The sequence below is a fragment of the Paenarthrobacter sp. genome (assembly GCF_031180005.1).
Taxonomy (GTDB): Bacteria; Actinomycetota; Actinomycetes; order Actinomycetales; family Micrococcaceae; genus Arthrobacter.
Window position 1 is genome coordinate 1 of the sequence record NZ_JAPSHI010000011.1, and the last position, 23988, is coordinate 23988.

At 60.7% G+C, this 23988-nt stretch carries 21 protein-coding genes; 6 read left to right on the top strand and 15 right to left on the bottom strand.

The window, feature by feature from the left end; translation table 11 throughout:
- Position 1 precedes the first annotated feature (1 nt).
- From RIF72_RS09870 to RIF72_RS09895, 6 genes are read right to left on the bottom strand one after another with little or no spacing between them, the layout of a single operon-like run.
- The gene (locus RIF72_RS09870; RefSeq protein ID WP_309074642.1) at positions 2-823 is read right to left on the bottom strand and encodes an ATP-binding cassette domain-containing protein; all 822 of its coding nucleotides are present in this window, start codon (positions 821-823) and stop codon (positions 2-4) included.
- Positions 820-1629 (bottom strand): ABC transporter ATP-binding protein, encoded by an 810-nt coding sequence (locus tag RIF72_RS09875; protein WP_309074643.1) that lies wholly within the window; start codon positions 1627-1629, stop codon positions 820-822. Before RIF72_RS09875 ends, RIF72_RS09870 begins: the two co-directional genes overlap by 4 nt.
- A 4-nt stretch (positions 1630-1633) precedes the next feature.
- Positions 1634-2497: an ABC transporter permease gene (locus RIF72_RS09880; RefSeq protein WP_309074644.1), complete on the bottom strand. Its 864-nt coding sequence runs from the start codon at positions 2495-2497 to the stop codon at positions 1634-1636.
- On the bottom strand, positions 2494-3444 hold the full coding sequence (locus RIF72_RS09885) for an ABC transporter permease (protein ID WP_309074645.1): 951 nt from the start codon (positions 3442-3444) through the stop codon (positions 2494-2496). Before RIF72_RS09885 ends, RIF72_RS09880 begins: the two co-directional genes overlap by 4 nt.
- A 4-nt stretch (positions 3445-3448) precedes the next feature.
- Entirely contained in the window at positions 3449-5101 is a 1653-nt protein-coding gene (locus RIF72_RS09890; protein ID WP_309074646.1) for an ABC transporter substrate-binding protein, read from the bottom strand.
- Positions 5098-6285: a C45 family peptidase gene (locus RIF72_RS09895; protein ID WP_309074647.1), complete on the bottom strand. Its 1188-nt coding sequence runs from the start codon at positions 6283-6285 to the stop codon at positions 5098-5100. Before RIF72_RS09895 ends, RIF72_RS09890 begins: the two co-directional genes overlap by 4 nt.
- Before the next feature lie 149 nt (positions 6286-6434).
- Between RIF72_RS09895 and RIF72_RS09900 the strand changes: the two genes are divergently transcribed.
- Positions 6435-7283: a MurR/RpiR family transcriptional regulator gene (locus RIF72_RS09900; protein ID WP_309074648.1), complete on the top strand. Its 849-nt coding sequence runs from the start codon at positions 6435-6437 to the stop codon at positions 7281-7283.
- Between the two features lie 49 nt (positions 7284-7332).
- Here RIF72_RS09900 and RIF72_RS09905 read toward each other — a convergent pair whose 3' ends face one another.
- The gene (locus tag RIF72_RS09905; RefSeq protein WP_309074649.1) at positions 7333-7623 is read right to left on the bottom strand and encodes a nucleotidyltransferase domain-containing protein; all 291 of its coding nucleotides are present in this window, start codon (positions 7621-7623) and stop codon (positions 7333-7335) included.
- Between the two features lie 288 nt (positions 7624-7911).
- Here RIF72_RS09905 and RIF72_RS09910 point away from each other — a divergent pair, with 288 nt between their 5' ends.
- The 5 genes from RIF72_RS09910 to RIF72_RS09930 all read left to right on the top strand — a co-directional run bounded on the left by RIF72_RS09910 (position 7912) and on the right by RIF72_RS09930 (position 13839).
- Complete coding sequence (locus RIF72_RS09910; RefSeq protein WP_309074650.1) at positions 7912-9228, top strand: extracellular solute-binding protein; 1317 nt, start codon at positions 7912-7914, stop codon at positions 9226-9228.
- A gap of 63 nt (positions 9229-9291) precedes the next feature.
- Positions 9292-10419: a sugar ABC transporter permease gene (locus RIF72_RS09915; RefSeq protein WP_309074651.1), complete on the top strand. Its 1128-nt coding sequence runs from the start codon at positions 9292-9294 to the stop codon at positions 10417-10419.
- Positions 10416-11318, top strand: a complete 903-nt coding sequence (locus tag RIF72_RS09920) for a carbohydrate ABC transporter permease (RefSeq protein WP_309074652.1) — start codon at positions 10416-10418, stop codon at positions 11316-11318. The genes RIF72_RS09915 and RIF72_RS09920 overlap by 4 nt, the downstream gene beginning before the upstream one ends.
- Positions 11318-12775 carry a GH1 family beta-glucosidase gene (locus tag RIF72_RS09925; RefSeq protein ID WP_309074653.1) on the top strand — a complete coding sequence of 486 codons (1458 nt, stop codon included), beginning with the start codon at positions 11318-11320 and terminating at the stop codon, positions 12773-12775. Before RIF72_RS09920 ends, RIF72_RS09925 begins: the two co-directional genes overlap by 1 nt.
- A gap of 44 nt (positions 12776-12819) precedes the next feature.
- Positions 12820-13839: a LacI family DNA-binding transcriptional regulator gene (locus tag RIF72_RS09930; protein WP_309074756.1), complete on the top strand. Its 1020-nt coding sequence runs from the start codon at positions 12820-12822 to the stop codon at positions 13837-13839.
- Positions 13840-13893: 54 nt separating this feature from the next.
- On the opposite strand, the gene RIF72_RS09935 is transcribed toward RIF72_RS09930, so the two are convergent.
- Genes RIF72_RS09935 through RIF72_RS09970 form a run of 8 tightly spaced genes read right to left on the bottom strand, consistent with a single transcriptional unit; the run spans position 13894 to position 23914 of the window.
- Positions 13894-15096, bottom strand: coding sequence for an ABC transporter permease (locus tag RIF72_RS09935; protein ID WP_309074654.1), 1203 nt, complete (start codon positions 15094-15096; stop codon positions 13894-13896).
- Positions 15093-15974, bottom strand: coding sequence for an ATP-binding cassette domain-containing protein (locus RIF72_RS09940; RefSeq protein ID WP_309074655.1), 882 nt, complete (start codon positions 15972-15974; stop codon positions 15093-15095). Before RIF72_RS09940 ends, RIF72_RS09935 begins: the two co-directional genes overlap by 4 nt.
- A complete protein-coding gene (locus RIF72_RS09945) occupies positions 15975-18560 on the bottom strand; it encodes a pitrilysin family protein (RefSeq protein ID WP_309074656.1) in 2586 nt (861 codons plus the stop codon). It lies immediately after the preceding gene.
- A complete protein-coding gene (locus RIF72_RS09950) occupies positions 18561-19478 on the bottom strand; it encodes a hypothetical protein (protein WP_309074657.1) in 918 nt (305 codons plus the stop codon). It abuts the gene before it with no gap.
- The gene (locus RIF72_RS09955) at positions 19472-20083 is read right to left on the bottom strand and encodes a flavoprotein (RefSeq protein WP_309074658.1); all 612 of its coding nucleotides are present in this window, start codon (positions 20081-20083) and stop codon (positions 19472-19474) included. Before RIF72_RS09955 ends, RIF72_RS09950 begins: the two co-directional genes overlap by 7 nt.
- Positions 20080-21039, bottom strand: a complete 960-nt coding sequence (locus RIF72_RS09960) for an LLM class flavin-dependent oxidoreductase (RefSeq protein WP_309074659.1) — start codon at positions 21037-21039, stop codon at positions 20080-20082. Before RIF72_RS09960 ends, RIF72_RS09955 begins: the two co-directional genes overlap by 4 nt.
- The gene (locus tag RIF72_RS09965; protein ID WP_309074660.1) at positions 21036-22862 is read right to left on the bottom strand and encodes an ABC transporter ATP-binding protein; all 1827 of its coding nucleotides are present in this window, start codon (positions 22860-22862) and stop codon (positions 21036-21038) included. Before RIF72_RS09965 ends, RIF72_RS09960 begins: the two co-directional genes overlap by 4 nt.
- Positions 22859-23914, bottom strand: a complete 1056-nt coding sequence (locus RIF72_RS09970) for a methyltransferase (RefSeq protein WP_309074661.1) — start codon at positions 23912-23914, stop codon at positions 22859-22861. The genes RIF72_RS09965 and RIF72_RS09970 overlap by 4 nt, the downstream gene beginning before the upstream one ends.
- Positions 23915-23988: the final 74 nt, after the last annotated feature.

Here is a 23988-nt window from a genome sequence, read left to right on the forward strand (position 1 = left end):
CTCACACCCCCACCTCCGCCTCGAACGCCGCCCGCCTCTGCAGCACGTCCTTCGGATCCCACCCCGGCCCAGGCATGGAGGAAATGAGCAGCTTCGTGTAACTGTGCTCCGGCGCATTCAGCACCCGGCCAGTGGGACCCTGCTCCAGGATCGATCCCCGGTACATGACCAGTACGTCGTCAGTGACCTCGGAAACCACGGCGAGGTCGTGGCTCACGAACAACAGCGCGATCCCGGAAGACGCCCGGATCTCGTTCAATAGGGCAAGGATCTGCGCCTGCACCGAAACATCCAGCGCGGACACAGCCTCGTCCAACACCATCACGGACGGCTCAATTGCCAAGCACCGGGCAATCGCCACGCGCTGCCGCTGCCCACCACTGAGCTGGTGCGGCTTGGAGTCACCATGCTTCGCCAGCAGGCCAACCTGATCAAGCAGCCCAGCAACCCGCGAGGCGGAAGAAACATGATGCATCCGCATCGCCTGATCCAAGCACTGCGCCACGGTCAGCCGGCGATCCAGGGAACCGTACGGATCCTGGAACACCATTTGGATCTCCTTGGCACGCCGCAGGCGGGCCGCACGTCCCCGTTCCCGCGTCCCAAGCTGCCGTCCCCGCACGTGGATAGTGCCGGCGTCGGGCGTTTCAAGGCCCACCAACATGCGGGCGATCGTGCTCTTGCCGGACCCCGACTCCCCCACCAGTCCCATGGAACCGCCCGGCGGAATGGCGAAGCTGACGTTGTTGCAGGCCACAACGTTGCCCGCACCCACACGGAACGCCTTCTGCAGCCCGTCGACCTCGAGGACATGCTCGCTCATGATGCCCTGCTTTCTGAATTGGGGAGGTGGCCGATTGCGGGAACGGCCGACAACAACCGGCGGGTGTATTCGTGTTGCGCGCCGTGGAAGAGATCGTTGCCCCGCAATTCCTCCACGATCTGGCCGCGGTACATCACATAGACGCGGTGGCAGTAAGCGGCGGCCAGGTGGAGGTCGTGGGTGATGAGGAGGACGCCCAGGCCGCGCTGCGTCTGAAGGTCACGCAGGATCGCAAGAACCTCAGCCTGGGTGGTCACGTCCAGAGCGCTCGTGGCCTCGTCCGCCAGCAGCAACTTGGGCTGTCCGGTGAGGGCGGCAGCAATAACGACGCGCTGGAGCATGCCGCCGGAAAGCTCGTGCGGGTATTGGCGCATCCGCTCTTCAGGCTGCCGGATCCCCACAGCCGCAAGGAGTTCCAGCCCAGCCGCGGCAGCGTCCGCACGGCTGACACCCAGCACGTGGACCAGCCGCTCTGTCAGCGAGTCGCCGATCCGCCGCAACGGGTTGAGCGCCGCCCGCGGGTCCTGGTGAATCATGGCGGCTTCGGACGAACGAACGCGGTGGAGCTCGTCCCGGGAGGCGGAGAGGACTTCAGTCCCACCCACCGTAATGGAACCGTCGACGGCGGCCGTTTCGGGATACAGCCTCAGCACGGCTCGCGCGGTGGTGGACTTACCGGAACCGGACTCGCCCACCAGGCCCACCACTTCCCCGGCGTCAACGGAGAGACTCACCTGGTCCAGGATTTGGTGGCTGAGGCCATTCGTGGTGATGGTGAGGCTCAGATTGTCTATGTCGAGCAGCATTTTCCTACCTCTCAAACCGTGAGTTCAGGCGGTCGGACAACCGCACGCCCACCACGTTGACGGCCACCACAACGGCGGCGATGGCGGCGCCGGGAACCAGCGTCGGCCAGATGTGGCCTTGGATGATGCCGGACTGGCCTTCCTGGACCATGAGTCCCCACTCGGAGCTGGGCGGTTGCGCGCCGAACCCCAGGAAGCTGAGCGTCGCGAGGCTCATGAGGCCTTCACCGAACAGCACCACAAGGTAGCCGAGTAGCGGTGGCGTCAGGTTGGGAATGATGTAGCGGACGCACAGGAAGAATCCGCCCACACCTTGCACGCGATACGCATCCACATACGGGCGGGCCATCTCGGCCAGCGCCAGCGACCTCGTGAACTTGGCGATCACAGGTGCGTAGGCGAGCGCCAAGGCGACAATCGCCGTCGCGGGTCCTTTGCCAAAGACGGCGATGACCAAGACCACGAACAATAGCCCGGGGAAGGCGAACATGACGTCGGTGATGCGCGCCAGGAGGACATCGATCCAGCCGCCGTTCCAAGCCGCGACAGTTCCGATTGTCACCCCGAACACCGTGGCCAGCGCCAAGAGTGCAAGGGGTCCGAGCAACGATTCGCGGGCGCCGTGGATGAGCCGGGAGAACAGGTCTTGGCCCACTTGGTCAGTACCGAGCAGGTGCGCTGCACCCGGCGCCTGCCAGATCGCGGTGAAGTCCACGGCGTTGGCGGCGTACGGGGCCACCCACGGTGCGAGCAGAGCGGCGGCAACCACAACGATGAGGAAGCCAAGGCTCAGAAGGTACGCAACATCGCGTTTCTTCCTGCCAATAACCGGGGTGGACGCCAGCGTGGACGTCGAAAGGGAGCTCATGATTTCTTGTCCTTTGCCTTGATGCGCGGATCAAGCAACGGGTGGATCAGGTCCACCAGGGTGGTCACCACCATGTACGTGATGACCATGTAGAGGAGCACGGCCTGCACCACTGGGAAGTCGTGCGTGTTGATGGCATCCACCAGCAGCTTGCCGACGCCGCTAATGCCAAAGACACTTTCGACGACGACCGTTCCGGCCAGCATGCTGGCCACCACGAGCGCCACCATGGTCAGGATGGGTCCCCAGGCGTTGCGCAGGACGTGCCGGCGGATCAGTTTGGCGGGCGCCAGCCCGAAGCTGCGGGCCGCCTCCACGTGGTCCATGGACAGCTGCTCCACCATGGATTGGCGGGTCACCCGGCTGACAATTGCGACGGCGCCAACGGCCAGTGCCACTGCTGGCAGCGCAAGGTGGTGCAGCCGGTCCAAGAACCCTTCGCCAGCGCCCGAGACGGGAAACCACCCCAGTTGGACCGAGAAGATGGACACCAGGAGGAGGCCGATCACGAAGGATGGAACCGATGCTGCGAGCGTGGTTGCGGCGGTGATGGTGGAGTCTGTGCGCTTGCCTTGCCGGAGCGCGGACAGAATGCCCAGGCCAACACCGGCCACGATGAACAGCACTGATGCCATGGCCACCAACGCCAGGGTTGCGGGAAGTCGCGTGGCCATCAGCTCGGCCACTGGCTGGTGATATTGGAACGACGTACCGAGGTTGCCAACAAAGGCCTGGGATGCCCAGAGCCCGTATTGCACAATGAGCGGTTGATCCAGGTTGTACTGCGCCTTCACTTCGGCAACGCGCTCAGGCGTCATGTTCTCCGGGTTGCCGATCAGGAACGTGACCGGGTCCCCTGGTGCCGCATACATCGCGGCGAAGATGACGAACGAGCTCACCACCAGGGTCAGGATCATTCCCGCGATGCGGGTTGCTGCACGGATCATGGCGTCACTTCTTGCTGCTGCCGACGTCCGCGGCCCACGGGTAGTAGAGGAACGACGCCGACGACGGTGCTCCGGTGATGTCTTTCGCCATGGCGATGGTTGCGGGTGTGTGTGCCACAGGAATCCAGACCACGGCGTCGGTCCACTGCTTCTCCAGTTCGATGGCGAGCTTGGCGCGAGCGGCGTCGTCGGTGGTGGCCTGGGCTTCCTTGACCTTGTCGTCGTAGCCCTCGCCGGTGAATTTCACAAAGTTGACCCGGGCCGTGGAGGCCCCGTTTTTGTAGAAGCCCACGGGGTCGTTCTTGGAGATGTAGTACTCATCCGAGAAGAGGTCTGCTTGTGCACGCAGGGATGCGTCCGAGTAGAAGTCGCCGTATTGCTGGCGCGGGATGGTGACGATTTCGGCCGTCAGCCCGATCTTCTGCGCTGCTTCAACCACTGCACTGGAGATGACGTTCCTGATGGAGTCGCCGCTGTTGGCAACAACGATCGGCTCAGCGGGCACGCCGGCTTCCTGCACCAGTTTCTTCGCCTTCTCCAGGTCTTCCCCGGACGGCTGCGCGGGTGCGCCAGTCAAGGTTTCGTAAGCGGCGCTGAAGGTTGGCTCTTCGTATCCCCAAGCACCCGGACCCACAGGCGCCTTCCAGGGTTTGGCCAGCCCGCCAAATGCCGCCTGGGCTACACCCTCCCGGTTGAGAGCCAGCGACAATGCCTGCCGGATCCGCTCGTCCTTCAAGGCTCCGCGCTCGGTGGCCATGAGCGACCAGACGTTGGTGGACGGTCCTTGGGCGATCTGGACCTTGTCGCTCTTCTGCAGTGGTCCGGCCGTGGCGGGGCTGTCCAGGTAGGCGCCCTGGGCTTCGCCGCTGGTCAAGGCGTTGACGATCGCATTGTCGTCAGCCCAGCGGAAAGTTACGGTGCTGGCCAGGGAAGCGTTGTCAGCATCCCAGTAGTCACCGGCCTTGGTGAGGGTGATGTTGGAGCCTGCCGACCACTTCTCAAGTTTGAGGGGACCTGAGCAGGCGTCAGGAGCCGACGGCGACCCGTAGTTCGCGCCTTGAGCCTCCACGACCTTTTGGTTCAGCACGATTCCGCCGTTGCCGGCCATGGCTTGAAGGAAGATGGCGTCGCGCTGTTTCAGCGTGACCGTGATTTGGTTGTCGCCTGTCTTTGCCATGCCGGTGACGTTGGCGTATTCATCTGATTCGTCCGCGCCCTTTGCTGCGTGCCGCTGCATGCTCCAGAGCACGTCATCGGCGGTCATGGGCGTGCCGTCGTGGAATGTCACGTCCTTCCGGAGCGTAAACACCACCGTGGTGTCCGAGGTCCATTCGGCTTTCTCTGCCAGATGAGGCGTGGTGGTCAGGTCTGGCTGGAGTTTCATCAGGCGTTCGCAGACGTTGGACATGATGGTGTTCTCAGCCGTGCCGCTGTCCTTGTCCAGATCGAACGTCGCCGGCTCCTGGGTGATCATCCACGTGAAGGAATCGATCGCGCCTGCAGCTTCCGAAGTGGTCGGACCGAAGGAAACATCAGTGGGGGTGCTCTGGGCCTGAGGTCCTGCAGCGTTGCAGGCACTCAGCGCCAAAGTGAAGGCGGCTGCACCGGCAATGACGCCTGTCCGGGCAAAGGGCTTGAATCTATCGTTGCGTTTCACAGTGATACCTCTGCAGTGTTGGGATTGAAGGATTCGTGGGCGGAACCAGGTCCGTCGTAGAGGTTCCAGGGCATTTGTTCGTAGTTGTGTTCACAGGGGGTTCCGTTGGTGACCAGGTAGTCGCCGGTGGTGAGGTCCACGCAGCTTGAGAGCAGCGTGGACCACTGACGGACGCGGGGGCGTCGCTCGTCCGGGTGCGTGCAAACAGATTCGGGGTAACCCAGGTGATCTGACATTGCGGACTTGATGAGTTCCCGGGAATGCACGGTGCTTGTGGCGGTGCGGACCCGTTCCAGCCCCCGTCGCGCTTGTGGAACCCGGAAGAGGGAATCCACGGAGACAGGACGGTAGGTGGCTGCCAGTTGTACCGGCATGAAAGCTTCGTAGTGGTTTCCGTGCACCAGCACCCCGGAGGTGTCCGGGTACATCCAACCGTTGCTTCCCGGGGTGGTTTCCACGTCAATGGAGAATCCGGAACGGTGGGACAGCACGGCATTGCTGGCGATGTGGGGCTTCTGGCGGAAGAGCGTGTTCAACGCATCCGGAAGTTCTGATTGATCCAGCACCATGCGCCGGATGAAGGTCTGCGGCATCCCGAGTTCGTCGTTGAACCGGCCGCCCAATCCGTTGGCGTTGAGGGCAATGCCGGCGGAGTTCGCTCCGTGCCGGCCAATCTGGCCTGCCTCAACCTGCATGATCAGCGTGGGCTTAGGATCCTGAACAACCCGCAGGATCATCACGGTGTCCTGTGTGCCATGGCGCCAATCCCAGTTTTGGCCCACGTACATGTGGCCGTCACCGGATGCACCATCGGTCAGGACAAAAGAGGTGCACCCGTCCACGTTGTCGCGCTCTTCGGGTTCAGGCGCCTTGGCGAAGCCAGCGTCGTAGATGATTTCACCGCGAAGGTTCAGCACCATGATGTCCAGGACGTCCCGGCCACTGCCTTCGGCGATGCCGCGCATTTCCGTGACCAGATCCGGCGCTGCGTCAGTGCACAGCCCCATCCAGCGCTCGGCCCGCCCGCGCAGCTGCTCCCAGGTCAGTCCCGTCTGCTGTTGGAACGCTTCGGTGTAGAAATCGATGGCTTTTGTGATCAGGTCTGCGGCAGCGTTTCCGTACTGCCTCCCCCGCTCCAGGGGAGGTCCGGAGATCTCCACGATCCGCAAGGATGTGTTGCTCATATCCGTAGGGCCTTTCATTCGATTGGGTCTCACTGTCATCCGCTGTTGGAAGGGGTATCTTTGGAACAACCGTTACAAGTGAGGGCTTCTTTAGAATGAATAGTACATCCAATGTGACTTCTGTAACAGACGTTACGAAAAATCGAGGCATGATTAATTTGCGTGGTCGTGTCCGCGAGCATTGGGACAGGCTCTCCAAAGCCGAGCGGACGGTCAGCACCTTCCTCACCAACAGCTCCCCGGAACGGCTCCTCTACGCGAGCGCACAGGAGCTCGGCGCCGAAAGCGGAACCAGCAGCGCCACCGTGGTCCGCACGGTCCAGTCATTGGAGTACTCAGGACTGCAGGAGCTCAAGAGGGACATCGCCACCCCCTTCACCTCAACGGTGGCGCCGGAAATCCGCATGCAGCAACGCATCGACCACATGGGCGCCAGCATTGAGGACATCTGGCAGAACGTGTGGTCCGAGGCCAAGGACCGCCTGGAACTCGCCGCCAGCGCCGACCCCGCAGAGGCGATCGCTCCCGCCGTCGAACTTCTCATGCGGGGTTCCACAATTGTCAGTTACGGCGTGGGCGCATCTGGAATTGCCGCGCTCAACCTGGCCCTGCGCTGCAACCGGATCGGCCGGCGGGCCAGGTGCATTTCCAGCGACGGATTCCGGCTCGCGGATGATCTGCTCCAACTTGGGAGCCAGGATGTGGTGGTCGTCTTCGCGCCGGGACGTGTAACGGTCGACGTCGAAGTGCTGCTTAAGCGCGCACGCTCGGTTGGTGCGTCCATCGTCTTACTGACTGATGAACCAGAATCGGCGTTGCATGACCTGGCCGATGCTGTGATTCTTGCCCCGCACACGCCAACGGGCATGACCACGGAGGCGCTGCCGTCGATCGTGCTGAGCGACGTGCTTGTGCAGGCCCTGGTTTCCGTTGATCACGAGCAAGCGGTGGAATCGTCGCATCAACTCACGGCGCTGCGGGAGCAGTTGGGGTACTAGGATGCCCGCGAATCCTCAAGTCTCCCGCTGGCATCTGACCTTGCCGTCACTAGGCAGCCGCCGAATCACGGAGGCGGCGCGACAACCAATTGCGGTCACCGAAAACATGAACGCCCTCCCTCATAATCGAGTCGAATATCGGCGCGCTCCGGACTTCGGACGCTTCGTAGATCATCGGGCGAACATCGTTGCCGGTGAGACCGTAGACGTCAACGGCCAGGTTTCCAATCTGCTTATAGAGCTCATCGTCAGCGCCGTCATGAATGATGAACAGCAAATCGATATCAGAGTCGTTGCGCATGTCCCCGCGCGCCGCTGAACCGAAAAGGGCAACCTGCAAATAAGAACCCTCCATAACCCCGAGAGCTAACCCCTCGGCGAACGGGCAGCGGGAAGCGCCCACCGAGGGGTGAGCTTTCGGCAATAAGAACCCTCCATAACCCCGAGAGCTAACCCTTCGGCGAACGATTGGGGTTGGGCCGCCCTCTTGACTTCCGAAGACACAGAGACGGGCTGAGAGAGCGCTCTCTTGACGTACGTGACTTACAGCACATACATTAGTCCCACATCCCAGAGAGCGCTCTCTCGCCATTGGCGGCCGGTCGCTCGAACACACAAAGGAGTGACCGTGGAATTCTCGCGACTTAGAAAAATCAGCGCCATCGCCGGCGTTGCGTCCCTGGCCCTCGCAGCCGCTGGCTGCAGCGGCGGAGGCGATAAGGCGGCGAGCGCCGACAACCCTGTCACACTGACCGTGACCACCTTCGGCACTTTCGGGTACGACGACCTGTATGCCGAATATGAGAAGCAAAACCCCGGCGTCACCATCGAGGCCACCAACATTGACCGCGGCTCCAACGCCCGGACCGATGCTTTCACCAAGCTCGCCGCAGGCTCCGGACTTAGCGACGTCACCGCCATCGAGGAAGGCTGGCTGGGCTCCATCATGGAGGTCTCGGACCAGTTCGTGGACCTCAAGGAACACGGCGCCGAGGACATCAAGGCCAACTGGGTGGACTGGAAGTTCAAGCAGGGCACCGACCCGGACGGCCGCGTCATCGGATACGGCACGGACATCGGCCCGCAGGCATTGTGCTTCAACGGCAAGCTCTTTGAAGCTGCCGGCCTGCCGAGCGACCGCGAAAAGGTGGCCGAACTCTTCGGCGGCAAGGACGCAACCTGGGACACATACTTCAAGCTCGGCCGCCAGTACAAGGAAGCAACCGGCAAGGCCTGGTATGACCAGTCCGGCTTCGTCTGGAACTCCATGGTCAACCAGATGGACGAGGGCTACTACACCAAAGACGGCAAGCTGAACGTCGAGGGTAACAAGGACATGCGGGCAAAGTTTGACATGCTCGCTGCCGGCACCGCCGGTGGATTGTCTTCCAACCAGACCCAATTCGACTGGGGTAATGGCAAGGCCTTCGTGGACGGTTCCTTCGCAACGCACGTATGCCCGGCTTGGATGCTCGGCACCATCAAGGGCCAGCTCGAGTCAGCAGGTGGCGGGGCAGCAAGCGGCTGGGACGTAGCCGACGTCTTCCCCGGCGGTGCCTCCAACTGGGGCGGCGCTTTCCTCTCGGTTCCCAAGAGCTCCAAGCACCCTGCTGAAGCAGCCAAGCTGGCAGCATGGCTGACCGCCCCTGAACAGCAGATCAAGCAGTCCGCCGCCGCGAACAACTTCCCCAGCACCCTCGAAGCCCAGGCAAAGATCGTCGAGGCCGCCAAGCCGAACGAGCTGTTCAACAACGCTCCCTATGGCGCCATCTTCGAATCACGCGCCGAGGGCGTCATCGCCCAGTTCAAGGGCCCGCACGACTCCGTGATCCAGGAGAACGTCTTCGGTCCCGCGCTGAAGATGCTCGATTCGGGCAAGGCTACGGCCGATGAGGCCTGGAATGAAGCCGTCAAGCTCCTCAACGACCTCGTCGTCAACAACTAGCAGCAACCGGCCGTGGGGCCTCCGGCGCAACCGGAGGCCCCCTCACAGAGTCTGAGACCTTCCATGACCACGACACTGAACCGTCCGGCAGTCAGCAGGCCTGCTGCCAGTAAACCGAAACCCACCTTCCGCCAACGCCTGAACGTCTTTGACATGAAGGCCTCCCCCTACCTCTACATCGCACCGTTCTTCATCCTGTTCGCCTTGGTGGGCCTGTTTCCCCTGGGCTACACATTCTTCGTCTCCCTCTTCGACTGGCACCTGCTCAAAGGCCAGGGAGAGTTCGTGGGATTCCAAAACTTCGCTGAGGTGCTGCAGGACAGGTTCTTCTGGAACTCCCTCTTTAACACCGTCAGCATCTTCCTGATTTCCACCATCCCCCAGCTGATCATGGCCACCATCATTGCCGCGGTCCTGGACCAGAACCTGCGAGCCAAGACCTTCTGGCGCATGAGCATCCTGCTCCCCTACGTGGTCACTCCCGTGGCCGTCGCCATGATCTTCACCAACATGTTCGGGGAGCAGTACGGGCTCATCAACAACATCCTGTCGAGCTTCGGCATCGATCCCATCATGTGGAAAAACGACACCCTTCCCAGCCACATCGCCATTGCCACCATGGTGAACTGGCGTTGGACGGGCTACAACGCGCTCATCCTCCTGGCCGCCATGCAGTCAGTACCGCGCGATATTTACGAGTCCGCAGCAATCGACGGCGCCGGCTCTTTCCGCCGCTTCTTCAGCATTACCCTGCCGAGCATTCGACCCACCATGGTGTTCGTCATTGTCACGGCTACCATCGGCGGGCTGCAGATCTTCACCGAGCCCAGACTCTTCGATCCCGTGGCTGCCGGCGGAACGGCACGGCAGTTCCAGACCACCGTGTTGTACCTGTGGGAGATGGCCTTCCAGCGTCAGAACTTCGGCAAGGCGTCCACCATCGCCTGGCTCCTGTTCCTGATCATCCTGCTCTTCGGCATCGTGAACTGGCTGATCTCGCGCCGTATCGCCACCAATGGTGACGATCGCGGCGCCGCCAGCCGCCGCCGTCGGAAGCGCTCTTCGGCACCGGACGCCAACGCGTACGACGCCGGCCTCCCGGCCCAGGCGGTAACGGCACCAGCGGCTTCGGCACCGGCGGCATCGGCACCGGAAACAGCACCAGAACAGACCCCGAGGAGCGGGAAATGACCCTCACCCAAAACCGGCCACAAACACCGGCACCTCAGCGAACCTCCCGATCCCTGGCCACGCGCAAGGCCCTCCTTGGCAACGGCCGACGGCCGGGGTTCCTCACTTATGGGCTGCTGCTCGCCTTTTTCCTGGCTTCGGCCTACCCGCTCTGGTGGTCCGTGATCATCGGCAGCCGCTCCAACGAAGCCCTCGGTGAGACCTGGCCGCCGCTGTTTCCGGGCGGCAACTTCTGGACCAACGTTGGCGAAGTCTTCGACACCATCCCGTTCTGGCTCGCGCTCGGCAACAGCGTCCTGATTTCGGGCATCATCACGGTCTCTGTGGTGGGGTTCTCCACCCTGGCCGGGTACGCGTTCGCCAAACTGCGCTTCCGCGGCCGCAACTGGCTGATGGTGGCTGTCATCGCCACCATGGCCATCCCGACGCAGCTCGGCATCATCCCGTTGTTCATGCTGATGCGCACGCTCGGCTGGACAGGTGAGATCGGCGCCGTCGTTATCCCTACCCTTGTCACGGCGTTCGGTGTCTTCTTCATGCGGCAGTATCTGGTGGACGTGATTCCGGACGAGCTCATCGAGTCGGCACGCATGGATGGGGCGTCCATGATTTCAACCTTCTGGCACGTCGCGCTCCCTGCCGCGCGCCCGGCCATGGCCATCCTCGGCTTGTTCACGTTCATGACGGCATGGACTGATTTCCTGTGGCCCCTGTTGGTGCTCGACGCCGGCAACCCCACCTTGCAGACGGCGCTCAGCCAACTGCAGTCGGCCCGTTACGTGGACTATTCGATCGTCCTGGCCGGCGCCGTCATGGCAACTCTTCCGCTGCTGGCCCTCTTCGTCATAGCGGGACGTCAACTCATATCCGGAATCATGCAAGGAGCAGTGAAGGGCTAATGCCATTCGAAGCAACAAACCACCCAGCGACCACCCCCTTTAACCGGGTGTGGCCCAAGGGCTTCATCTGGGGCTCGGCTACCGCCGCAGCCCAGGTGGAAGGCGCCAGCCACGAGGGCGGCAAGGAAGATTCCGTGTGGGATGCTTTCGCCCGCGTTCCGGGTGCCATTGCCAACGGCGAGACGCTGAAGGACGCGGTGCAGCACTACCACCGCATGCCCGAGGACGTCAGGATCATGAAGGATCTGGGCCTGGATTCCTACCGGTTCTCCACCAGCTGGTCCCGCGTGCGCCCGGGGGGCCGCGCCGCTAACGCTGAGGGTCTCGATTTCTACTCCCGCCTTGTGGATGAACTGCTCGACGCCGGAATCCTCCCTTGGTTGACGCTTTACCACTGGGACTTGCCGCAGGCGCTGGAGGAGAAGGGCGGCTGGGCCAACCGCGATACCGCCTACCGCTTCGTCGACTACGCGAACGACGTCTACTCGGCGTTGGGGGATCGCGTCCAGCACTGGACCACGTTCAACGAACCGTTCTGCTCGTCACTCCTCGGCTATGCGGCGGGCGTGCACGCTCCGGGTCGTCAGGAACCGGAAGCAGCCGTCGCGGCGATCCATCACCAGCACCTGGCCCACGGCCTGGTGGTCAACGAACTACGGAGTCGCGGCGCGCAGCAATTGGGAATCACGCTCAATCTCAGCAACTCCATTCCGCGGGATCCTTCCGATCCCGTGGACCTCGATGCCGCGCGCCGGTTCGATTCGCTGCAGAACCGGATCTTCCTCGATCCGATCCTGCGCGGTGCCTACCCGGAGGACACCCTCAACGATCTTGAACAGTTCGGCATCCGGGACGTCATAAAGCCCGGCGATCTGGAGATTATCGGTGCGCCCATCGATTTCCTGGGCGTCAACCACTACCATGATGACCTCATCAGCGGGCACCCCACTGCTGAGCACGGTGACGGTCATTCGGGCGGCGCAACCCGCCCGACGTCGTCGTGCTGGATCGGTTCGGAAGATATCGCCTTCCCGAGCCGCGGACTGCCACGAACGGCCATGAACTGGGAGGTCAATCCGGATGGTCTGCGGAAGCTCCTGGTGCGCCTTGGCGAGGAGTACCCGGCGCTGCCGCCGCTGTACATCACGGAAAACGGCGCCGCGTACGACGACGTCGTCGGTCCTGATGGAGCAGTCCACGACGCCGAGCGGACCCAGTTCGTCCTCGACCACATCACAGCTGTTGGTGAGGCACTCGACCAGGGCGCCGACGTGCGCGGCTACTTTGTTTGGTCGCTCCTGGACAACTTCGAGTGGTCATGGGGTTACGGCAAGCGCTTCGGGGTTGTTCGCGTGGACTATGACACCTTTGAACGGACGGTGAAGGACAGCGGACTCGCTTACTCCCGCGTTATCGAGGCAGCCAAGGCATCTGCGACCGCTACCGTGAACGCCTAAAGTAGCCTTCAGAGGCTTACTTTTCTTACGTTCCGGAGATGACAATGACGCAGGACACCAGCGGCCCCCGGCCGGTACCCACCCTTGAGATGGTGGCTGCCTTGGCCGGGGTGTCGCGGGCCACCGTGTCCCGCGTCGTCAATGACAGTCCTAGCGTTGACCCGGATCTGGCACAGTCCGTGAGGAAAGCGATCCTTGCACTCGACTACACGCCAAACCGTGCCGCCCGTTCCCTGGCTAAACGCCGGGCGAATGCGGTCACACTGATCGTCCCGGAGTCGACATCCAAGGTCTTTGCGGACCCCTTCTTCGCCTCGGTAGTCCAAGGCATCGCCCTTTATCTCACCGATACCGAGTACACGCTGAACATGGTGATCTCCTCGGAGTCGAAGCCGGAAAAAACCCGCAGCTTCCTGCTCGGAGGCAACGTGGACGGCGTCCTGGTGGTGTCGCACCACAGTGGTGACAACTCCTGGACGCATCTTTCCGGATCACTTCCCATGGTGTTCGCCGGACGCCCCCTGGTAGGCGGCAAGGAGAGCTACTACGTTGATGTGGCCAACGAGCAAGCGGCCTACGAGGTCACCCGGCTTCTGACCGAGAGCGGCCGAAAGAACGTTGCCACGATTGCCGGTCCGCAAGACATGCCCCCCGGCCTCGACCGCCTCGCCGGATGGAGGACCGCCGTGCGGGAGGCGGGTCTTGGGGAGGGCTTGATGGAGGAAGGTGACTTCACTTTGGCATCCGGCGCCAAAGCGATGCACCGTTTGCTGGATCGGGGAGTGCCCATCGACGCCGTTTTCGCGGCCAACGACCAAATGGCCGCCGGCGCCTACACCGCCATCCAAGGGCGGGGCCTGCGCATCCCGGAGGACATCGCCGTGGTCGGTTTTGACGACGATTCCTTCGCTACCTCAGTGACACCCGCCCTCACCACCGTGCATCACCCGATTGTTGAACTCGGCAAGAAGATGGCCGAGACCCTGGTGAACCTGATCGAGGGCAAACCAGCGGAACGCGTCACCAGAATGCCAACCTCGATCGTTATCCGCGATTCCGTCTAGCGTTTCACTTCAGGCTTTGAAGGCTGTTCCGAGGGCTTCTTTATATCCGCCGCGCTACGAGGGGCCGTTTCGGAGCGCTTCCTTTAGGGACGTCCGCCTGTTGGTTCGCATCAGCGTGCGCAAATATATGTTTGTGCTCAACCTGATGGCCAGGATACCCACCACCACCACCCCGCTCGCCGCGGCCCAAGGCTCCCACCATTCAACACCCCCGTCCAAGATGCGCGTTGGCATGGCGATGGAGGAAAAAACCGGCACAAAGGAAGCCACTCTGAGAATTTCCTCAGGAGCGGTGAAGCTGAGGAAATAAGCCCCGAAAAGAAGGATCTGCATGGGTATTGCTGATGACGCAAGATCCTCGGACCGGGTTGCCATGGATCCGAGCGCGGACCAGATACAGGAGACAGCGAAAAACCCAAGCACAAAGAAGAAGATGAACCATCCGCTGGCCGCCGCGACCCGGCCCAGGTCCGGAATGACATTGACGAAAGCGAGCCCGGTCAGCGCTATGGTGGTCAACGCGGTGACTTGCAAGAATCCGAGGATAAAGTTTGCGCCGATTTTGCCCACCAGCAGGTATTTCACGGATGTCGCCGCTGCGAGGATCTCTACAACCCGGCTCTCTTTTTCCTCTACCACGCTCTGGGCTATCGCCAGCCCGTACGTCATGAGCGCCGAGACGAACATGAAGCTGAAAACAAACTTCAAAACGAACAACGAACCGTCGTTGCCTTGCTTTTCGCTGAGAAGCTGCCGCTGAAGCTCCGACCCCCGGCCGAGTTCTTCCAGATTGACACCGAGTCTTGCCGCATTCGCTGAGGTGGCTGTCTGCTGCACCACCGCCGCGACTGCTTGCTCCAAATCGGGGTTGATGGATCCGTTACCGACCAATTTCCAAAGGGCCGCACCAGTGTTATCCATCACTGGAATCAGCGCTGCGTCAGTGGTTCCGTCCGATACCTTGTCCAGGGCCACAGCCGCTGTGTCGACGCGGACCACCGAGACCTCGTCAGGAGAGTCGGGCTTCAGCGTCCGCAAGAGATCGCCGCTCTGATGTACCACTGATGTGCCGGCGTCATCTATAACTGCAATCGAATGGTTCTCCGTCCTATTGGAGAAAAATGAGAGCGCCGCTATACCAAGGACCACCAGTATCAAGGTGGAAGCAATGCCAATCCTGAATGTCTTTTCGCGAACCTTCATGCCCATTTCACGGAGAAGTACCACTACCCATGCCGGACGCTGTGTTGTGGTCATCTGTTCGTGGCCAGGAATCGTTCGGTCAGGGAAGCGTGTACCCGCGAGAAAGACGTCACGGCACCAAGGCTGACTGCCCGCAACAAAACCTCCTGTTCCACGCCGGGTTCCGCGGGACTGAACTCCACCCAGCCTGGCCCCTGTCCCAGGATTGTCATTCCTCGAACTGCTTTAAGCGACGACATGTCCTCACCCATCTCCAATCGATAAGTCGGCGTATCACCGTCTGAGTCCGCGTTGGTGACGCCGTTGACCCGGATACTTCCGTCCACCAGCATCACCAGCTCGTCACACAACCTTTCAACAAGTTCCAACTGATGGCTTGAGAAGAGCACCGGGACACCCTCCTGAGCCTTTTCCCGCAGCACTGTGCTCATGAAATCGACGGCCAACGGATCAAGTCCAGAGAACGGCTCGTCCAGGATGAGGCATGTTGGTCCGTGAATCAGGGCCGCGATGATCTGCACCCGCTGCTGATTTCCCAGGGAAAGGGACTCGAGGAGTTCGTCTTTCCGACCTATCAGTCCGAAAGCGTCCAAAAAGCGATCCGCCCTGAGAACCGCCGCCTTGCCGGAAAGGCCATGGATCTCGCCGAAGAATCGAAGCTGCGTAGCGATAGTCTGCTTGGGGTAAAGACCTCGTTCTTCCGGCATGTAACCGAACGTCCGCTGATGCGCGCGGGTGATGGGGCCGCCATCCCAGCTGACGTAGCCGTCGTCCGCAGAAAGCAGCCCCATTCCGATCCGCATGGTTGTTGTCTTTCCTGCGCCGTTTGCCCCTACGAAACCGGTCAGGCATCCCGGCCGAACGGAGAAGGAAATATTCTCCAGAACCCGTCGCTCTCCATAGAATCTAGTGACCTCGTGGTATTCCAGCACTTAGGCGCCTTCCAAATTTGCCAGGTCCCCGACGCTCACGGCGATACGTGCGCCGGAAAAGAGTGAATCGAATGTTGCGGCGACGAGCTCAGGTGTCACTTCACGCAGTTCCGCTCCTATGTTGTGATAACGGTCCAAAGGAATCCCCCTGCTCATGAGATTGGCGAAATAGTCGGCCTTGGTTTGAGTGCTGTCCGAGACGTTTCTAAGTTCGTTTTCGCAATACTTGATGGCTTGCGCGATCTCTGCCTTGGCTGGCGGGTAAGCCCTGAAAGACTTCTCCTCGCGTTTCATTTCCTTGGCAGCTGCGGCGAAAGCGGAGGAACCGGCAACGATTCGCGTGGTGGCAACGGGACGGCCGGCTATGGTCCGTCTACCGACGATGCCCCCTGTGCGGGCAATGACGGTTTCCAGTACGGGGTTCCTGTGCAGCCGGGAAAGAGGAGACCCTCCGTAAAGTGCGGCGGTGATATACCGTGCCGCCTCCGGTATGCCGGCAGTATCAGGTTCAAGAAAGTAGCTTGAGTGCACCGTGGTGAAGCCGTCCACCTGAACGTCTTGTCGCAGGTTTGGCCGCTCTGGCAAAGCCAGTGCCCTGTTCGTTCCTTCGCGGTCTTTCGGAAGTCCCAGAGTTGCCAAGGACTCTTCCAGTTCATCGGCGTCAATATTGCCGACTACCACCAAGGTGGCTGCGGTCTTGGTGAAGATGCGCCTGTTTGGAAGTTCGGTTTTGCCATGCGAATGCATTCCTGTCCAGCCGGCAGCATCGATGAGCAGCTTCCGCGCAATGACATCGGACAGCATCCCAAGTGATTGCGCTGGGCTTTGCGGAGAAGGCGTAAGCGGAGGCCAGTCGCGGGATATGCAGTCCGCAACGGCACCGAACCAACCAGGCAGACTTGCCGGTTCAGCCCGCCCGGAGAACTCGATCATCTCGCCGTCAGCTCTCACATCCATATCCAGGCACCCGGCAAGTGCCGGCCTAAGAATCTCCATACGTCGACGAATACCGTCCACCATCCTCCGGACACCCCAAGGATCTTCCCAGCCGACGCCATCGGTAGCGAACCTCAGCCTGAGTTCTACGAGCGAACTACGGTTCTCCCTGCAGAGTGCGATGGAAATCCCGCTACGGGTGGAGGTGGTGAAGGACAAGGACTCGGCGAGGCCGGTTGACTCGGGTTCCCGCACTTCGGTGTAAGAAGCCAAACCAACGGTGGGACCCCATCCCAGGGCTTGGGCCTTAGCATCCCGACCGTCAGGGATGGTGATGGTCCCCAGTGTCTTTTGGAGGTCTCCGGACGCGGTCACCATTCCGGTTCCTTTGGTCGGCAAGATATTGACTACCGCCCTTTTCTTAGCCACCAAAGACTGCGCTGCTCTGGCCAGGTCTGTGGCCGTAAGCGCTGCAACGCATTGCGGCAAGGATGAGATGAGGTCCGGGTCGCCGAACAGGAGCTGGGATTTACCGATGAATCTGCAGCGGTCGAGCAAGTCGGTTCCCATGAGTAAGTAGTGCCGCCGCAAGGTTCCTAATGCTGGTTGCAGATGCCTGTCCACCGCGGCAGGATCCCGGAAGGCAGCCAACGCCTTATCGAACGCATCCACCGCGGAATCGCAGTCAGCCCCGTTTCCCACGGTCAGCACAACATTGAAAACCTCGGGAGTCACGGCGTCAAAGGCGCCGAAGTAGCCCGTTTGTGCATCGATGTCAGCAAGCGAGCTTGACTGACCCGACTGCAAGCTAAGAAGTCTGGCCAATGCATTAAGCGCCAGATACGAATCTGGTTCGACATCGGGACCTGGAATCCGATAGCTGATGGATACTCCGGGCAGTGTCACGTTCGGGTCATGGAAGGAAGCCGCCCTGCTGGCCAGGAGTTCCGCATCGTCCAGCCGTGTGCGGCCTTTGGTTGCCCGCGGCGGGACTGATCCAAAGTACCGATCGGCAAGCTGCTCGACCTGGTCCATGGAGTGCCGTCCGCTGACGGTAAGGACCGCATTTTCCGGGGTGTACCAGTCGTGGAAGAACTCTGCACAGTCATCAAGGGAGATGGAACGAAGTCTGTTCATATCACCGTAGCCATCATGGGCGTTGGCATAGTCGTCAAAAAGCAGGTTCGATGACTTGGGCCAAGGAAATCCAGCATAGGGATCCACCGCTGTGTTGTAGTAGATCTCTTGCTGAACCAGTTCCAACTGCTCCTGAAGACTCCGACGCGTGAATTGGGGGGCTCTCATACGGTCTGCTTCGAAGTACATGGTCCGTTCAAGGTCCCACGGCGCAATCAGGTGTTGATAATCCGTGTAGTCCTGGTGCGTGGTGCCATTGACGTAACCGCCCGTAGCCTTCACCCGGGCGTAGAACAGTCCTTTGGGTACGCGTTGGCTCCCTTGGAACATCAAGTGTTCGAAAAGGTGCGCAAAGCCCTCCTTGGACTCCGGCTCGGAGCGGAATCCAACACCGTAATGTACGGTAACTGCGGTTCTGGCCACCTCGTCCGTGTAATCGGCAATGACGCGCAGCCCGTTGCCAAGTTTGATAGTCCGCAGTTCTCTTGCAGAGGTGGTGGTTTGTGTTGGCACTTAGCGTGATCCCATTCCTGACTCGACGAGATACCGGACAAATCTGAGGTTTTCGACAATTTCGGGGGTGACTTCATGGGCGGCATATGCCACAAAGTCATGCTGATGCATCAGGATGCGCAGTATTGCAGCACGAAAGTCGTCAGGAACGAGTCCGCGGCCGTAGCCGTCCTCGAAGGCTTGAATGGACAGTTGCAACTCTTCCGGGTTTATCCTCTCGGCGCGGCTCATCTCCAAGAGTTCTCCGAGGAAGTAGCCGATGTCCAGACTCGGGTGTCCCGCGCAGAGAGCTGGCCCCGTCAGGACTTCCAGCACCGATTCGTACCCAACGTGGATGCTGCCCATACCGAACTGTCCGTGGCAGAGAGTGGTGCTGGATGCCGCCAGTAAGGATTCGCACCATGCTGCCAAGGTGTTCCAGACTGAATCCCCCAGCACCTCCCGGACCACCGGTGTGAAGTGGGCTCCATGAAAGTCCGGGGAGAGTCCCCTGAACCAGGCGTCGAGCCTCAAGTAGGGTTCTGGACCTCCGGTATCGCTGACATCGTGGTCCTTATCTGGGGAATGCAAGGTCTTGAGGAAATTGCCGGCAGCGTGCGAGACCGCTGGCCACGGTATGCCCCCATCCCCTGCAAGCACACCGTCGACCAACGTGGATTCACTGCGCACTGAGAAGATCCACTCGAAACCCGTGAATCTTCCGGCTACCACTACCGCATGCCCGTCACCTTCGCCGTGACCAACGTTCCGCAGTTCATGGGCCACCTGGCCGCGCTTGTAGGAGTGGCTGGCGCTGACCCGACTGAACTGCTGCCGGATTTCGTAACCGTCCGCGGCTGTGATGATGAAGGATGACGCAATATCGTTGACCGCTGTTTCGCGGCCCAGGCCCGGCAGCTGAACGGTTTGGTTCACCATGATTGCGCCTCTCTAACCCGGCCCTGTTCGTGTCGAAGTGCTTCTGTCAGCTTCACGACATCGGAGATTTCCCCGGGCGCTCCTTGATAAATATCGCCGGAAGTGACACTGACTGCGGTACGTGGCGGAACAATGGCCATGTTCCCCGCCGCCGAGATTTCTTGCCAATGGCTTTTGTACGCCCGGCTCTGAATCCCGCCCGGCGGCAGGGCCGGAACAAAGACAACAGGTTTGGCGGTGCACTGAATGGCGAGGACCGAAGGACTGTCCCCCCTTCCTCCCGCCACCCGTGAAAGAAAGTCAAGGGTTGCGGGGAACACGGCGAACGAATCCGTCCAATCTTCAAGCTCCACATGCAGGGCCTCGTCGGCATCACTCCATTCATCCAGTTTCACTGGGTGGCCTGTGCGATGCGCCAATGCCGAGGGTGTGACAAACCTCAACGCTGATCTCGTCACGACCACCCTGATACTCAGATCGGGATAAAGCTGCCTTAGAACATACAGGTGCGTGGGGGCGTCCGCCGCGGAAGGCGATCCTGTCACTACGATCAAAAGACGAGCCGGCCCGCCGCCGTCGTCATCTCTCTTGTCTCCCGGATTCATCCTGGGTTGACCTCCGTCAGTATGGTGGCCAACTCCTCAAGCGCCGCATCGGCACTGACTGATGCCACACCTGTGGTGTTGAGGACCAGTTCATCGACGCCTGCAGCCTTGTACGACTGCAGTCCGTCGCCAATCCGGTCCAACGACCCTCCCAGAAAGACTTCCCCCGCCAACAAACGACCGGTGGATTCCGAGGGCATGCCCGTTGTAACATCGATGCCCGCGCGGGCCAACATGTCCTGGTAGTGCGGGGCGCCCAGGTGCACTTGGCTTCCCTCCCAAAGCAACTTCGCGTGCTCCCTTCCAGGAACTTCGCGGGCAACCGGAACTACCGAGACAATGCGAGGCGACGGCCTGCCCGCCGACTCGGCGGCGGCCTGTAATGCTGGCTGCAGGATCGTCGATATATAGGAAGGCGGGCACATCCATGTGATTGCCACGTCTGCGACTTCTCCGGCCAAAGCGGCCATTCTTGGGCGGAGGACCCCTAGACCCAGTTCCGCGATATTTGTGTGCAGCGGGGGCAGCTGGGCGTGCAGCGAAAAATATTGGCCATCCCTGCTTACCGGCCGCCCGGTCAGCAGTTCACGAACAATAGCCAAATATTCGCGCATAGCCGTTAAGGGGCTGGAGTACGGTCGCTGCATGACGCTTGCTTGGAAGCTCTTGGCACCCGGACCGAAACCGGCAACCATGGGTTGCTTGCTGAGTGCCATGACACTGTTGATTTGAACTGCCGCCTCAAGCGGACTGCGTAAAGGTATCAGCGCCACCCCGGAACCCATCGGCACCCCGACTCCTGCAGCACTTAGTGCGGTGAAGAGCTGATAAGAGTCAAGCAGAAGCCCTTGGCCCTGCCATAGGCTGTGACCCGGGCTGTGCTTTACCATTGCCGCGAAGGGCATCGCGGCCCGGACATCCAGAGGCATGACCGGCAGCAGGACGGACAGCTTCACTGCGGCACCAGCTGCCCTTCATCTGTCTCCGTCCTCTTGTTCAACGTCTGTTCGCTGGCCAGCAAAGTGTAGGCCTGGCTGTTAAGTAAGAGCTCCTCATGGGTGCCTTCGGAAGCTATTTGGCCACCGTCAAGAACCACGATCTTGGATGCATTTTGCACCGTGGAAAGACGGTGAGCGACCATAAGAACAGCCCGGTCGCGGGACATTTCACGGACGCAAAGCCGAAGCTTCTCTTCATTGACGCCGTCGAGTTGGGAGCTGGGTTCATCCAGGAGGACAAGAGGCGCGTCCGAGAGGACTGCCCGGGCGAGGGCGAGCCGCTGCTTTTGCCCTCCCGAAAGATCAGTGCTGCCGCCGATTTCGGTGTCCAGGCCCTTCGGAAGGGCCTCGATGCACTCTTCCAATCCCAGCATCCGGAGTACTTCGCCGAGTCGGTGTTCCTGGACCTCAGTGGTGCGACCCAAATTCAGGTTCTCGCGGACAGTCCCCTGAACCAGGGTGAACGATTGGTCCACATAGGCTATGTTTCGCCGGACCTCACTCAGAGACAAATGCTCAATCGGGTGCCCAAAGAACGTGATTGCTCCTGACTGGTCCACGGCGAAGCGTTCGATGAGATCAAGAATGGTGGTCTTGCCGGATCCTGATAGCCCCACCAAAGCAGTCAACCCCCGGCGAGGCACATCGAAAGTCACGTCCTGCAGAATCGAAGGGCCCCCGTAACCGAACGACACGCCGTCGAAACTAACCGCCGAAGGCACGTCTACTTGCAGGTTCCCCTCGTCGGTTGCGTTGGCGCTGGCTGCATCCGGGTCTGGTTCAAAGGCCTTCTCCGTAGGCATTGCAAAAACACTCTCAAAGCGTGCACGGGCAACCATTCCACCTTGGATGGTTGTCAGGCCGGACACAGCCATCACAACAGGTCCTACGAGCTGCAAGAGATACAACAGGAATGCAATGTATGTGGGCAGGTCGAGGTCCCCGCCAATGACCCGGGTGCCACCGCCGACCAGAACGCCCACCAAAGCTATTTGCTGGCCCAGTGTTACCGCCGGCACGAGCATGGATTCGATACGGGATGCCGAGACTCCAAGGTCGGCCAGTTCATCCGCCCTCTTGGTCAGGCGGCGAAGGATCAAGCCCTCAGCCCTGTAAGCCTTTATCGCGGCTACAGCCTGCATCTGATTGACGAAATTGTCGGAGAGACTCCCGATCCGATCCTGCAGTTCCTTGTACTTCTTGCGGAGCGAAATCATGAGGAACCCGATGACCACAAAAGCCGCAGCGAAACACGCGAGAGTGATCAGCAAGAGTACCCAGTCAAGCAAACCCATGATTGCCAACGTGCCGAGCAGTATCAAGGCACTGGTTGGCAGCTGCAACGGACCAATGTCGATTGCGGCCTTCACCTGGAATGCATCGGCGTTGAGGCGGGCCGAAAGGTTCCCGACCCCTTCTTCTTTGATGTCCCGAAGCCTCATTCCAAGGGAATGGGCCATCACGCGGCCACGCAACCGGCCGATGATGCGTTCGCCGGTCCTGCCCACAAGAAAAGTGGCGATGGCCCCTGCCACCGCACCCCCGAGCCCTGCCACCACCATCCAAAGTGATGGCAAGAGCAACGGAGATCCGGCCTGAATCGCTTCGATGAGCTTGCCCACCAAGTAGGGGAAGGCCAACGTCCCGGCGACAGAGGCAAGGCCCAGCACTCCGATGAGTACCATGTTGAATCGTCCGTGAGCCATGAATTCACGGGTGATGCTGACCTTCGACGGATCACTTCCGTCAAATGACGTCGACGAGGCTTTTGGAGAGGTCATGAAGCAGACCCGGCAGTTACCGGCACAAGCTCAATCAGGGTACGGAAAGGGTGGTCGTCCCTGACGAGTTCTGCTTTCAATTTTGCTGGTGCCGCAATGCGACTAATGTCTTCCAAGGTCCTCACCGGGGCCGGCACCAGGGTACTCATGTAGAGATCCAACTCAGCGACGTTCGGGGTCATCATCTCGTAACGGAGGTTTATCTCCCCCAGAAGTATTTTCGCCCTGGGCCCGGCAGCCGCAGCCACGTTCGTGAGAATCTCGACGGCTTCCGAGTCAGTCCAGTCATTGAGGATTCCGGAAAGGAGGTAGACGTCGTATCCCTGGGGCAAGGGTTCGAAGAAGCTACCGGCGATGGACTCGGCCCGTTCGGAAAGCCCGGCGGCGGCAATCTCGTCTCCTGCTATGGATGCCAGGTTGGGCAGATCCAAGGTGGCCCCCGTAAGGTATGCGTGGGCTTGCAGGAGGTTGATAAGTACCATCCCGTTATTGCCTCCGATGTCTATGACTGTACCGACTCCGGACCAGTCATATCCGTGGATGATCTCCTCTGCTCCGTACACCGGCCCCCGGTTACCGTCGCTCCGCAGAGACTCCAAGTACTTCGGATCATTGTTGAGGTCGTCCCAGTATCTGGATCCAAAGACTGATGCATGGCACGTTTCGCCGGTAGTGATGGTGTGCAGGAGACCCACCAGCCCCAATTGGGATCTGCCAACGCCGCCGTTAACGTCCAGGATCCTGCGGATGGACAACGGTGAGGTGGAGAGAAGCGGCTCGGACAGACTTGTGTTTTCAAACTGGCCCGACTCGGTCTCTACGAAAATATCCATCTCGGCCAAGTACGACAATAATTTGCGCAGATGCAGCTCGCTGGTGCTTGTTGCCTCCGCCAGCTCCGTGACGGTCTTGGGCCCTTCTGCCAGGAGATCGGCAATGTTCAATGTCGCCGCGACCCTTAGCGCCATCGGCTTAAGGACACTGGCGAGATCGAGCAGTCGGAGCATTGCAGTCGGGTCGGATGTGGTGTTGTCTTCAAGAGTGTTAGTCACGGGCGTTGCTTTCTGGCTCTACGGCGGCAAAAGGGAATGGAGATCAAACGGGGCGGATCAACTTCCTGATCCGC

What these genes read in the sequence shown, in the direction of transcription:
- RIF72_RS09930 (WP_309074756.1), top strand. Translation starts at nt 12,820, where the DNA reads ATGACGCAGGACACCAGCGGCCCCCGGCCGGTACCCACCCTTGAGATG.
- RIF72_RS09925 (WP_309074653.1), top strand. Translation starts at nt 11,318, where the DNA reads ATGCCATTCGAAGCAACAAACCACCCAGCGACCACCCCCTTTAACCGG.
- RIF72_RS09915 (WP_309074651.1), top strand. Translation starts at nt 9,292, where the DNA reads ATGACCACGACACTGAACCGTCCGGCAGTCAGCAGGCCTGCTGCCAGT.
- RIF72_RS09885 (WP_309074645.1), bottom strand. Translation starts at nt 3,444, where the DNA reads ATGATCCGTGCAGCAACCCGCATCGCGGGAATGATCCTGACCCTGGTG.
- RIF72_RS09880 (WP_309074644.1), bottom strand. Translation starts at nt 2,497, where the DNA reads ATGAGCTCCCTTTCGACGTCCACGCTGGCGTCCACCCCGGTTATTGGC.
- RIF72_RS09920 (WP_309074652.1), top strand. Translation starts at nt 10,416, where the DNA reads ATGACCCTCACCCAAAACCGGCCACAAACACCGGCACCTCAGCGAACC.
- RIF72_RS09875 (WP_309074643.1), bottom strand. Translation starts at nt 1,629, where the DNA reads ATGCTGCTCGACATAGACAATCTGAGCCTCACCATCACCACGAATGGC.
- RIF72_RS09870 (WP_309074642.1), bottom strand. Translation starts at nt 823, where the DNA reads ATGAGCGAGCATGTCCTCGAGGTCGACGGGCTGCAGAAGGCGTTCCGT.
- RIF72_RS09935 (WP_309074654.1), bottom strand. Translation starts at nt 15,096, where the DNA reads ATGACCACAACACAGCGTCCGGCATGGGTAGTGGTACTTCTCCGTGAA.
- RIF72_RS09900 (WP_309074648.1), top strand. Translation starts at nt 6,435, where the DNA reads ATGATTAATTTGCGTGGTCGTGTCCGCGAGCATTGGGACAGGCTCTCC.
- RIF72_RS09895 (WP_309074647.1), bottom strand. Translation starts at nt 6,285, where the DNA reads ATGAGCAACACATCCTTGCGGATCGTGGAGATCTCCGGACCTCCCCTG.
- RIF72_RS09955 (WP_309074658.1), bottom strand. Translation starts at nt 20,083, where the DNA reads ATGAATCCGGGAGACAAGAGAGATGACGACGGCGGCGGGCCGGCTCGT.
- RIF72_RS09965 (WP_309074660.1), bottom strand. Translation starts at nt 22,862, where the DNA reads ATGACCTCTCCAAAAGCCTCGTCGACGTCATTTGACGGAAGTGATCCG.
- RIF72_RS09950 (WP_309074657.1), bottom strand. Translation starts at nt 19,478, where the DNA reads ATGGTGAACCAAACCGTTCAGCTGCCGGGCCTGGGCCGCGAAACAGCG.